The 12713-nt window shown below is 53.1% G+C and carries 6 protein-coding genes; all 6 read right to left on the bottom strand.

Annotated features, from left to right (window positions below):
• Positions 1–2178: 2178 nt before the first annotated feature.
• The 6 genes from MXE41_RS05605 to MXE41_RS05630 all read right to left on the bottom strand — a co-directional run bounded on the left by MXE41_RS05605 (position 2179) and on the right by MXE41_RS05630 (position 12668).
• A complete protein-coding gene (locus MXE41_RS05605) occupies positions 2179–5310 on the bottom strand; it encodes a glycoside hydrolase family 2 TIM barrel-domain containing protein (protein WP_247099672.1) in 3132 nt (1043 codons plus the stop codon).
• 1206 nt (positions 5311–6516) lie between these two features.
• Entirely contained in the window at positions 6517–7944 is a 1428-nt protein-coding gene (locus MXE41_RS05610) for a hypothetical protein (protein ID WP_247099673.1), read from the bottom strand.
• 301 nt (positions 7945–8245) lie between these two features.
• The gene (locus tag MXE41_RS05615) at positions 8246–8962 is read right to left on the bottom strand and encodes a DNA-deoxyinosine glycosylase (RefSeq protein ID WP_247099674.1); all 717 of its coding nucleotides are present in this window, start codon (positions 8960–8962) and stop codon (positions 8246–8248) included.
• Positions 8963–9115: 153 nt separating this feature from the next.
• A complete protein-coding gene (locus tag MXE41_RS05620) occupies positions 9116–9607 on the bottom strand; it encodes a YbaK/EbsC family protein (protein WP_247099676.1) in 492 nt (163 codons plus the stop codon).
• 284 nt (positions 9608–9891) lie between these two features.
• Positions 9892–11064: a hypothetical protein gene (locus MXE41_RS05625; RefSeq protein ID WP_247099678.1), complete on the bottom strand. Its 1173-nt coding sequence runs from the start codon at positions 11062–11064 to the stop codon at positions 9892–9894.
• 1070 nt (positions 11065–12134) lie between these two features.
• Positions 12135–12668: a GNAT family N-acetyltransferase gene (locus MXE41_RS05630; protein ID WP_247099680.1), complete on the bottom strand. Its 534-nt coding sequence runs from the start codon at positions 12666–12668 to the stop codon at positions 12135–12137.
• Positions 12669–12713 lie beyond the last annotated feature (45 nt).

The following is a 12713-nucleotide window of genomic DNA, read 5'->3' on the forward strand; positions in this document are numbered from 1 at the left end:
GCAGGAGCGCCACCACATGCATAAAAAGCAAAAAAGTACAGCTGGTACAGATCCGCTAAGTTATCAGGGAAGTCTCCACTATGAACGCTTATATTGATTGGACCAAAAACAGGATATCTGCCCCTGCAGCCAGTACCGTCTCTAAGGGCATATGACCGGCACCACGGCGCCTGCCACAAGTTACTCAGATGCTGATACTTATCCCTGCTGCATGAGCAAAATTTAAGCACTTGTCGAATCATCCCTGAGAGCAGTCAGGGGAAAACAGAAAAGACCGTAAACAATCAGACCGTACGCAATCATGCGCATCACAGCACACAGCCACAGCCACAGCATCATGCCGCATCACGCACTGCGTCCTTAAAGAACAGGTATTACGTTCCAGAGCCCGTCCTCATGCCAACATACACTCGCTGATCTGGGAGTTATTCACCCATACCTACATGGATCCTGGATCAGTTCAGCCATGGCCACATGAGCCATGCACCAGGTCGGGCATGGCTCCATTGGGCCTGAACCAGGTCGGGCATGGCTACATGGGCATAGACCAGTGCAGGCAAGGGCTCTTTGAGGCATCAACAATGAGCCACGGACTGTTGAGGAACAGTTTTGTGAAGTTAAGGCTGCGTCCTGCTGCCTGGCTGTGCCCAGGAACAGCTCAGGCAGTTAAGGAGCGCAATGCTATCTGGCATACATCACCTGCTCCGGGAATGAAAACTCTCTTACAGATATGACTCAGGATCAAATCCAGCATTGCTGTCATGCTGACAGTTATGAAAGACCATATAGCATCAGATGTAAGCGCAGTCAGAAAAGACGGGCAGCATGCCATAGTGAGTACGACCTTGACCATTACCGTCCCTGTCCAGCTGAACTGCCGGAACCTGACAAGAGAGACTGATGCGACCCACAGTAACGTACTCACAGCAAATTATTTTGTCTGACTCATTTGCGAGCCTGACGGAGTAAGCATCTCCTTATGATTCATATTCGATTGTTGTTGCCCCTTTCATTGCAGCCATGGCACAGAGGCTTTATGTCTGCGCTGAGACAGGAGGGATTTGTTTGATGTCAGAGAAGCTGTAGAGCCACATATGTCGCGGCCAGAGCGCCATGCTTTTGATGTCCGGGCTGGCTGTAGCGCTGCTGATATCGCATTCGTACTGCCATGCTCCTTATGGCCAGTCTGGCTGCAGAGCCGCATTTGTCGCGGCCAGAGCGCCATGCTTTTGATGTCCGGGCTGGCTGTAGTGCTGCTGATATCGCGGGCGTACTGCCATGCTCCTTATGTCCGGGCTGGCTGTAGAGCCGCATTTGTCGCGGCAAGAGCGCCATGCTTCTGATGTCCGGGCTCGCTGCAGAGCCGCATTTGTCGCGGCTGGAGCGCCATGCTTTTGATGTCAGGGCAGACAGCTGCCCCTGGTGTCACTGGCTGAACTGGCCACCTTTTGATATCACCTGGTCCCATGGCATTATCTGGCTCAGCAGTGTCTGATGAACTTGCTCCCTGTTGATGTCTGCGTCATTTAGCTGACTGGCGCTGGGTCCTCTTGGTGTTTTTCATTTTTCCGTACGGCCGGCATGGCTCAAAAGCATGTCAGGCCGGGCTATTGTGCTTGCAGTATGTTAAGCCCATGTAATAGCAGAATATTGACAAAATAACGCACAGATGCAGTGCTGTCAGTAATTACAGGTTTGATTTGTGACGAATATGACCTTTCATGTGTCACATACCTGGTGACAGCGTAAATTAAGGAACTTCAATTCAGTATATCCTGTCAACGCACAGGGTAATTATTTGGGCCATGTCAGTGCACCTGAGGCCGGAAAATAACAGTGCATGTAACCGTTTTTATACCCCTGAAATAACAAAAGGCGACTGTCCGTAAACAACAGTCGCCTTTTTTATCAGCATTACGCTTGATCTTTACCTATATGTTATCCCCACCATGCCCGTGCCCATGTTCCCTGGAGTTTTACTCGCAAATCAGGGCACTCAGGAACATGGACTGACGGCCACCTGATAAGCAGCCGTACTGGCTCAGACATGATGCCATCACTGATGTGCAGCACCGGCCTTGCCGGGCCTCCATCCGGGCCCACGGCCAGGGGCCACACTGAGGCCCTGGCCAGGGCTCTGCTGGAGCTCAGACCGTGGCATGGATGGTGGTCTGGGGCTTAGAAGCCCTGGAAGACAAAGCTTAAGTGGCAGTCGCGGTTTGGAACCAGGAACTGCTCGAGCACTGGAGCGCCCCAGCTGTCGTCACCGCCTACGCCCATCATCTCGGAGTTGATCTTGAGGATAGTGCGCTCGTAGTCAGGCAGCTCAAATGGATGCTGGGCCTCCTCAATCTGGTATGGAGTCCATGGCAGAGCTGAGAAGTTGAAAGGACGCTCAATGCTGGTCACAATCAGACCGTGATCACTCTTGGAGTCACGAACGATGAAGTAGCGGGTATCGCAGTGTGTGCCGCTCTCCTGAGGACGCAGATAGACCTCAAACTCGTCGATAACCTCATTGGTGTAGTAGCCAAGCTTGTAGCCGTTCTTGCGGTCAAAGTAATTGGCGGTTGGGCCGCGACCGTAGAACTCAAGCTGGCTGAAGCTGGACTTGACTGGCATGAGCATGCCAAATTCAGGAATCTCTGGCAGACCCTCGGCCTTTTTGTAGTCAAGATCAACACGAATCTGACCTGTTGGGTAGACTGAGTAGATCAGGTCAACAAAGGCCTCAACTGGCAGAGTAGCCAGCTGCATCCTGAATTTTACCTGTACGCACTCCCTGAGGCTTTCGGCCTTGTGCTCAACGCAACGGGCAAACTGACCTGCTGAACGCCATACGGCATTGCGAAAAGGCATCTTGTTGCCTCGGTCATTGTCAGTAGGAGCACGCCAGAAGTTTGGCTTAGGCATGCCGCTTAAGTACTCAATGCCATTTACCTGGTAGCTGACCAGACCGCCGGCAGCTACTGAGAACAGGACACGGAAGTTTTCGCCTACTACGCCGTAGTTAAAGCCGGTTGAGAGCAGCTCAAGACCATGCTCCTTTTCAGGCAGGGTTACATACTTCTCAGGAGAGTGAATAACAGACTGACCAAAGGCTACCTTGTGACCGCTTGGGCCCCATGCAGTCTGGCTCTTCAGGCACAGACAGGCACGCATCACATACTCGGCGGAAGGATCAAAGCTGTCACCACTCAGCACGTCCTCGAAGGCGTCAATGTGCAGCTCAGTCTCAACAGTCTCACCTGGCTCTACAGAAACAATGTCATCAAAGGTCTGGATACTGGTACCATTGAGCAGCAGCTCTATGTGGAGTACGTACTCATCAGCATTGGTAAACAGAGAGTGATTGGTGATGGTGATGCTGTTGCGTGATGGTTTGATGTCGAAATTCTGATAGTTGAATTTGACCTCATTTATCTTGGAGGTAGGAGATCCGTCAGCATAGACAATACCGTTACCGGAGAAGTTGTACTCGGTTGGGAAATCGTCAAAGTCGCCGCCATAGGCATAGTACTCAACACCGTCCTGATTGCATACGAGGAAAGCCTGATCCTTGTAATCCCAGATAAAACCGCCCTGATAACGTGGCTCAGTGCGGGCCAGATCGGTGTAAAGCTTCATGCCGCCGCAGGACTGACCCATGGCATGGGTGTACTCACACATGATAAAAGGCTTCTCAGGGTTCTCGCTCAGGAACTTCTTGATGCCGGCAACAGTGGTGTACATCTGGCTTTCCATGTCGGAAGTACCGTTGAAACGGCGGTCATGGAAAATGCCCTCATAGTGGACCAGACGGGATGGATCACGCTCACGGAAGAAATTGGACAGATCAAAGAGAGTCTGACCGCCAAAGGATTCATTACCGCATGACCAGATCAGCACGCAAGGATGGTTCTTGTCACGCTCGAGCATGGCGCGGCCACGGGCGATAACGGCATCGTGCCACTCAGGGTGGCCATCAGGCAGAGTGTACTGAGTATGGGTAGCCTTGCCCTGAATCTGCCAGGTACCATGAGTCTCAAGATTGGTCTCATCAATAACGTACAGACCCAGCTCATCACAGAAATTATAGAAGATGCTGGAGTTTGGATAGTGAGAGGTACGTACGGCATTGATATTGTTGCGCTTCATGGTCAGCAGATCTTCGTAGATCTCTTCTGCAGGTACGGTACGGCCGCCTACAGGACTGAACTCATGACGGTTAACGCCATTGAACACAATGCGCTTGCCGTTGATGTGCATGATGCCGTTCTTCATCTCAAAACGGCGGAAACCAATTCTCAGCTGGCAGGCCTCGAGTGCAGACTCATCAACTTTGAGCATCTGGTCGATATCGTCTTTGACGTCCTGACCTTCGCTGACATAGTTTATGGACTGGGCAGTCTCAGTGGTTACTACCTGGCACAGCAGGGAATACAGATTTGGATGCTCGGCAGACCATGGCTTGATATCAAGGCCGCTGATATCGAGGCTGAAATCAAATTCATTGCCCTTGCTCTCATCAGAGCTGAACCAGCGGGTAGCACGCTTGCCATGCTCGTCAACCAGATGAATCTGTACGGCGCCAGGAGCGCTCAGACGTACGGTACCGTTTAACAGTGGACGGGTGCAGCTTTCATCAAGAGTGGCCCTTACGAATATATCCTCAAGGTGAACAGCTGGCTTTGAGTACAGGTAGACACCACGGAAGATGCCGGACAGACGCCAGAAATCCTGATCTTCAAGGTGAGATCCTGAGCTGTATCTGAAGACACGTACTGCAAGACGGTTCTGACCACGGCGTACGTAAGGGGTGAGGTCGAAATCTGACGGGGTAAAGGAGCCGGTGGCATAGCCTACATAGTGGCCGTTGAGGTAAACGGCATAGGCTGAGTCAACGCCCTCAAAGCAGATAAAGCAGTTTTCCCAGTTCCACTTGCTCTCAAAGAAAGTAACGTATGAGCCTACAGCGTTAAAGCGGGTTGGGATTTCACCTGGCAGTACTTTCTCACGGCCATCCCATGGATAGCAGACATTGGTGTAGTGAGGCTTGCCGTAGCCCTGAGTCTCAAAATGGCCTGGGACACGGATGGAGCTCCAGCCGGACACGTCAAAATCGTCATTTTCAAAGCCCGCAGCCATCTGACCGAAGTTCTTTGCGTAATGGAAGAACCAGTTGCCGTTGAGACTGTGACGCAGCGAGTTCTCAGTGCCGTCCAGCAGCTCACGGTAATTGCTGAAACACTCATGATCTGAATGAGGAGCAAGACGGTTCTGCTCATAAATTTGAGGATTCTTAACTATGCCAAGATCAAAATCAGCCATTGTGGAGACTCCTTAGAATAAAGAAATGATCAACCAAACACACAAGCTGTGTCACAGTCATATGAGGCCACCACAAAGCCCCTCTCTGCTCTGCACTGAGCTTCTCAATGAGCTCAGCACCTGGCTCCGACTGTCTCAGAGCGCTCCTGAAACCACAGGGCGGCAGCGCCGGCCCCTGTCGGGAGCCCATCCGTTTTTCGTCCGGAGATACTTCCCCTGTCGGGCAAAGAGTTCATATGCCTGATAACTGCCTCTGTCCTTTGCTGACAGATGCAGCCAAATACAGCTGATAAAGCGCAGGCAACACGGTAAAGACCTCAGTCACTGACAGAGTCTGAACCTGCAGCTATGCTCGCTCAAAGCAGCAGGCAGCCGGACTCAACCAGGTCATACCTTCACCATTAAGTGTGCTTACTGTGCTGTATTGCTGCCGGAAAATTCACCTTACTGTTCCCTGTCATGTGCCTCATGCTGTGTTCATGCGGCTGACTGCGGCTCCTCCACCGTCAGTACCATGCAGTATATGTCCTGTTTTTCACCTGACATGAACAGGATTCTCACTTCCCGGACAAGGGATAATGTTAGCAAAAAACAGCGTGCCTTTTTCCCTTTGTTGGAACTATTTGCGCAATTTATTTCCACTCTCACAAAAAACCTGTGTCTTAACTCCAACCCCCTCGTCCCATACATACATTCCCCATAAAAAAGCCAGTTAAACCCGGATCAGGCTGGCCCGGACCACCTTATTTTCCCCTCCAGTAAAGCCATGAAATGCCGCACAAATTACAGGCTCCATACCAGCGTGCCCCAGCCCCAACGACCAAAGGCATGTCGCCCCCTGCCGACAGACATGCCGACCACGAGACAGACAGAAATGGCACCCCTGTCGACAGACATGCATGCCGCTCATGCCTGCAGGCATGCCGCCCCCGTCAGCCGTGCACTTTGTGCCGGCACAGCACAAATGACACATCTTTTAGCGTGGACTCCCCTGACAAAAAAGCAAAGGCAGCCTCTGATGCGTTCAGATAGCTGCCTTTGCATTAGACAAATTACCGCATGTTATGCCACGTCATAAAGGCTGGCAGCTGCATGCTGTCATGCTGCAGCTGCCCGGGACGTTACCAGGGTGCAAGGACCTCTGTCATGGCACAGCGCAAGACAGGGTTGTGCCATGGGCAGAGCCTGTGCAGGTCACTATGGGGCTTACTTTTCTTTAACTTTGACCACGGCGCGTTTCTGTCCCCTCATGGCTTCATCATCGTATACGTCGCTGGCAATCTGATCGGCTGCCCCTTCGGCCTGACGACGGGAGTTGATGGCGTTGATCTTCTCAAGATTGCTGTTTTCATCAAGACTGATGACCCCTGCAAGAGCTGAGTTGGCCAGAGCCTTTTTCTCCTCCTCGGTCACAGGTATGTTCTTGCCTGACCACCAGCGGCTGTCCGGGCGGGCAGTTTTAAGACGATTAAGTCCGACCAGCATGCTTTCGGCAATCTTGCTGTCAGGCTTTACCAGGCCTGGAGCAAAGAAAAAGCGCAGGCCACGCGGGGTAATGATGAAATTGGACGGACTTAGCTCTGTTGCTGATATAACCACAGGCAACAGCGGAGAGTTGTACTTGCGGTAATGGGCCTCGATGGCGCGTGCACAGAGCATGGCGGCCAGCTGGTGGTTTTCAAAAAGCTCGTTAAAACGGATAACACGACCAGTGGCTGTTTCAAAGTTGATAGTCTCGACCAGCAGCTGCTCCTTTCCACCGGCAATGCGCTGACGGAAGATACTGAACATGGTCATTAACTTGTTGTCAGGATGAGTGTAAACACTCATCTGAATGTGCTGCACTGACTTCTGGCGGTTAAGACTGTTTTTGAAATTGTCCTTGTTAAAAGGATCACTTTCATCGTAGTCAATGCTGATATTGCTCACCATTTCGCGCTCAAAACGGCGGGCATAGTAGTTGACCAGACGGGTACAGGTGCTCTTGAGGGTATCCTCTTCACACTTGGCTGGCACCTTGATGTAACTGATGCTGAAGGAACGCTCAAGCACCAGTTCTTTGCCGCCACCTATGTCACTTGCTTTGGCAGCTCCGCTGTCGAGCACGTGACTTACATTGTCTGAATCGCGGCTGCTGGTTGCATTGTCCTTGCGGTCAGCGGTAGCTGTTGCCTTGCTGGCGGCCTCACGGTCGGCCTTGCGGCGGGCATCATGCTTACTGGCTGCTGCAGCTGAGCGATCATAGGCGCCCTTTAAACTTGCAGATGCCTCATCTGCGGTCACCGCACGTGATGCGATAACAGCTCCTGCCGAAGCGGCGCCAGTTCCAGCAGCTCTGCCGTTTGCGCTGCCCCTGGTGCCGCCCGTGTCACCGGCACTGCTGGTATTTTCAGAGAGCAGCTGCTCCTCAAGAGCCTCAATGGCACGGTCAGCCTCTACCTTGCTCAGACTGTTGGCGTCGGCCAGCGCCTCGGCGTCGTTTTTACTGGCAGCTGAAATGGATTCATTATGTGATGAGGAAGTTGCTGTACCGTCTGAGGCATGGGCGGCCATCAGGCATGAAGCGACGGCAACAGCGCCCGCGCCTGTCAGTGTCAGGAGCTTTCTCCATATCACATCAATGTCATTGATCATGGCAACCTCATCGATAAAAAAAACAATAATACTGAGCGTCACCTGGCGGCGCTGCCGCCGGGAATTGATCTGCTCATAAGCCCTATTTTATCAGCATCAGCTCCATCATGACCGCATCTGTTCAACACCTGGCCACCAGGGCATCATGGAAGTACACTCCCGACCCTGCACTGTCCCGCAAGGAGCGTCCATGCGGGGGCATACCGGGGCATGCCACGCCTGGACAGGGCATGCCATGCATGGACAGGACATGCCTGGGCTGACCAGGGCTTTGCTGTAACAGCAGCAGGCTGGGGCCTTGCTAAATGCCCAGCACAGGCAGCAGGGCCTGATCGTAGCTTTCTTTCAGACGCTCGAATTTGATGGTATTGGCAGCAGAGGTTGAGGGCAGAGCAATATGGGTAAAGGGCAGTTCAATGCCCTGAAGACGGGGATCTTTAAGCGTATGGCGCTCAAAAAGACGGGCTGACAGACCGCCATTGGTGATAACGGTTGTTATTGAGGGGTAATGGCTGATAAGGCCAATGATGTCGGCACAGACGGGATTTTTGATATTGGAATCAAGCGAGCCCACTCTCTGACAGCTGGCGATTACGTCCCACATGGCAATGCCCAGATGCTCAAGGGCCGCCTTGCGCTGTTCAACAGTAGCAAGCGGCTGGGCATCCTCAGAGGCAATACCAAGTGAGCGCGCATAATACAGGGCAATCAGCCTGAACATGCGGTTTTGCGCATTGGCATAGTAAAAGCCCTGCTCCAGGCTTTTGACCGAGGGCATGGAGCCCAGGATCAGCACGCGCGCATTGTCGGGAACAAAGGGCTCAAAGCCATAAATGCGCTCACCACCGGCCCCGGCCTCAGCCACACCGGTTGCCGCTGGTGCAGCTGCGTCAGCCACAGCTGCAGATGACCCCCTGGAAGATGCAGCTCTGGTACGGGCAGCTGAGGCAGTCCTCTTTTTGCTGCCCGCGCCAGCCTTTGCCAGAGTGGTCTGAGATGAGCTTTTTGATGTGGTCATAAGAGCTCCGTGCCGAAAGCCATGCGCTGCCCCCGGGGATTAAAGCCATGCGCTGCCCCCGGGGATTAAAGCCATGCGCTGCCCCCGGGGATGAAAGCCAGAGGCAGGAATGCCCAGGGGGCAGCCATTGTGGGCAGGCCTGGCCGATAATGGTTAACGGAAGACCGCGCCGTCAACGCGGGTAATTTCGTGGCCGCTGCCGGTTACGATTTGCTCGAGGTCATGGCGGCTGATATCTACGGAAAAATGGTTATCCAGCGGATGACAGTTAACCAGAGCAAAGTCATCGAGCTCTACAGGCTGGATGTATCTTACCTTGCAGCCTGGGTCATTTAGCAGACAGAAAGGACTTACGTGACCTGCAGGAATGCCCATGAAGGCAAGATCGCTTGCTGAGGCAAAGCTGAAACGTGGTACCCCCAGAGCATTGGACAGTCCCTTGAGATTGGCTCTGAAATCCAGAGGCAGAGTGAACAGATAGAGCTCTCTGGTCTTATTGGTCAGCACCAGATTCTTCAAAATGGTGCCCTTCATGTCCGGCAGCTCAATATCAATATCGCCATGAGACAGGGCCTCATGGGCATAGAGCTGATAGTTGATCTGATAAGAGTTAAGTAATGGCAGCAGAGTATCCTTGATGTACATGAGCCTTTCCTGATTAATGAGCCATGATATTGCCTGCTCTCAGAGCCTGACTATTGTGCCTTAAAGCTGCCCCTTTCCCAAGTATGTAAGCAAAAAGACCGTAGCTGAGCACCACATCGGATGGCAATGCCCGGCATACGGTCTTTGAAAGTACCACGTCCTGGCTCACTGGCCACTGGCCGCAGGCCAGCTTGCAGACATGCCGGCGGCTGCCTGCGGTACTGCGCCTGACGCAGATGCCACTGCCACAGCGGCTGCTGCAGCGGCAGCTGCGCACACGGCGGTCAGATGCGGGAGAAGCGGTGCTGGAAGTTGAGGGCTATGGCGTGCAGAGACATGAGGATCACCAGCATCAGGCTGACGGTAAAGGCCTGGACGGCATACAGCCTGAGAAAGATAAAGAGCAGACTCGGGTCAAAGTAATCCCTGCCCAGCACCATGGCATCAATGGCTGAAATGCGCAGATGAGCATAGTAGCGTTCAATGACAATAAAGGCTGAGTAGAAAATGGCCGACAGTACGGCTATGCCCGGCAGATTTCTGATGATTACGGACATGGTCAGTGAAAACATGGAGCCGGAGAGCAGATCCTGACTGTCACTGTTTACATTAAAGGAAATGCTCTGAGAGCCTTCTGAACTGCTGTCATTGAGTTTGATTACCAGCAGATCTTTCACTGCACGCACAGCCACCAGAGTAAAGCTCACCAGCATGGCGGTAAAAATGATAATGCCGGCAATGGTTACGATATTGATAACTGTATCTGAGTAAGCAAGCTGCTCAGGGGTAGCAATCTGCAGTACCTTGTTCTTGCTGGCCAGGGCTGTATAGCGGTTCATGGCCTCAGAAATTGACCAGCCTGCCCAGATAAAGGCTCCTGAGAGCACTGTGTAGTAGGCAGTGAGAATGAGCGAGAGCATGAGCATGTGGTTTTTGATAAAGGCCGAAAGATTAAAGCGGGCCAGAGCGCTGCTGACCAGCTCATGCTGATGCTCACGGCTCAGTCTCTCCTGCTCGATTTCAGCATCAATCTGGGCCTGACGATCGCCTGCCTTTTTGACCTCAGCCTCACCAATACCCTCAATAGGACCAAGCTCAGTCTTTTTGTCATCCTTAATCTGACGGCCGGCTTCAGCTGCCGCCTGAGCCGCACCAGCTAATTCACGGGCGGCGCTGTCTGTTACAGCAGCAGCCTGAGCCTCGGCGGCCGCCATGGCTCTGAGCCTTTCTTCAAAAGCGGCATGGGCTCCCCAGCGCTCACGGTAACGGCGTGATATGACGGTGAGCATATACAGAGGCAGGATCACAGGAAAAAGCACTGTCAGCGGCGCACCGACCACACAGGCCAGAGGAAAGAGAGACCACCATGGCAAAGCCTGAGAGTAACCGGACATGCCGCTTACCAGAGCCGCAAGCGGTCCACCTATTCCAATATTGACTGGTTTTACTGTAATCATAGCCCTTTGCCTTTAATCAACCTCAATTGCCCGCCCCCCGCAAGCACGCCATGGGTCCGGCGACACAGCGCCTTTGCGCAACCAGGCCCCACACGGCACGCCATGGCGGTAGCTGCCAGGCGCCTTTGCGCAGCAAGGCTCTGCCAGGTACGGTGCCAACTCTTGCTCACCTGCATTGTGCAAGCCTGCCTTGCGCGGTACTGCCTTGCACGGTACTGACTTGCCGGCCCTGCTGCATAGCCAGAAGCTGCAACCTTCAGCCTGGAACATATAAATTATCATGCATCATAAGCCACGATGCCTGGATGCTGCCTGGAAAGCCGTCCCTGCCACCTGCCATGCACCTTATCTCAGGTGCCGGCACATAAACTTGCCAGAGCCTGTCAGCCGCCTGAAAAGAGGCCCCTGGACCTGCCATGCACCTTATCTCAGGTGCCGCCACAGCAGGTAATGCAACTCAGCTGCTGCTCAGACGCATGAGCATGAGCATGAGCATGAGCATGAGAATGATGCTAATACTCTGCCCCTCTTATTGATGGGACAGTGAATTATAGCGCAATCTGTAACATACATACAGTATGTATGTTTGAACAATTATCTAATTGAGGACCAGGTGCTCTTCGGGCGGTACTGGGACTTTTGCAGTGGAACTGAGAAATGGGCCAGGTGCTGATGTGACCATGGATCGGCATGATCGGCTGCAGGGAGGAGTTGGCCGGGTGCTGATGTGACCATGGATCGGCGTGATCGGCTGCAGGGAGGAATTGGCCGGGGGCTGATGTGACCTGGGGGCGGCGTGGTCGGCTGCAGGGAGGAATTGGCCGGGGGCTGATATGACCTGGGGGCGGCGTGGTCGGCTGCAGGGAGGATTGACGGACCAGGGATGTCGCTATGGAACTGAACAATGGGACTGGTACTGGCGTGGTATGGTGCTGGAGTTGCCGTGGACTCAGGGGTGCGGGACGGAATTTTGTTGTGAATGGGCTGAGGCTGGCCATGACCTGGCTTTAAGGCCAGGTCCTGATTCTGGCATAACAGGCTCACAGCTATGGTGAGCCTGCAGGAGCTGACTAATCGGGAGTTATGGCCATTACCTTGCTGGTAAGCTCACTCATGAAAGCTTCATACTCTCCCTGGGAAACTGGACGACCGTAGGTCATGACAATAAGAGGATGAGGCTCTTTGTCTTTTCTGTAAGGAGGATGGAAATGCTCGATCTCATTGGCGCCAAAGCCGCACTTCTGGTAGAAATTGAAGCGGGCCTGGGACTCGGCATCAGTCAGAGGCTCAATTTCCAGCAGCACGATTTTGTTCATCAGAGCCATGAAAGATCTGAGAACACGGCCTCCATTGCCCTGACCTCTGAGCTTGTCGTTAACGGCAATGTGCTCAATGTAAGTACAGCTGCCAAGGGTCCAGTAACTGATAAAGGCGAGAAGCTCACCCTGATCCTCAAAGCACAGCAGATGATAGGCACTGTCCTTGAAAGCCTCCATCTGCTGGACGCGCGAACGCTGAGCATGAGCCGGGAAGCTGGAGTGGTACAGGGTTTCAAAGGCCTTATACATCCTATGAGTCGGATCTTTGATTTCAAATGTTTTCATAGACAACTCCTTAGTTTAAGAAAAAAGCCGGTTGCACTGAGCAGC

The sequence above is a fragment of the Anaerobiospirillum sp. NML120449 genome, assembly GCF_023051105.1.
GTDB lineage: Bacteria > Pseudomonadota > Gammaproteobacteria > Enterobacterales > Succinivibrionaceae > Anaerobiospirillum.

What these genes read in the sequence shown, in the direction of transcription:
- MXE41_RS05605 (WP_247099672.1), bottom strand. Translation starts at nt 5,310, where the DNA reads ATGGCTGATTTTGATCTTGGCATAGTTAAGAATCCTCAAATTTATGAG.
- MXE41_RS05610 (WP_247099673.1), bottom strand. Translation starts at nt 7,944, where the DNA reads ATGATCAATGACATTGATGTGATATGGAGAAAGCTCCTGACACTGACA.
- MXE41_RS05615 (WP_247099674.1), bottom strand. Translation starts at nt 8,962, where the DNA reads ATGACCACATCAAAAAGCTCATCTCAGACCACTCTGGCAAAGGCTGGC.
- MXE41_RS05620 (WP_247099676.1), bottom strand. Translation starts at nt 9,607, where the DNA reads ATGTACATCAAGGATACTCTGCTGCCATTACTTAACTCTTATCAGATC.
- MXE41_RS05625 (WP_247099678.1), bottom strand. Translation starts at nt 11,064, where the DNA reads ATGATTACAGTAAAACCAGTCAATATTGGAATAGGTGGACCGCTTGCG.
- MXE41_RS05630 (WP_247099680.1), bottom strand. Translation starts at nt 12,668, where the DNA reads ATGAAAACATTTGAAATCAAAGATCCGACTCATAGGATGTATAAGGCC.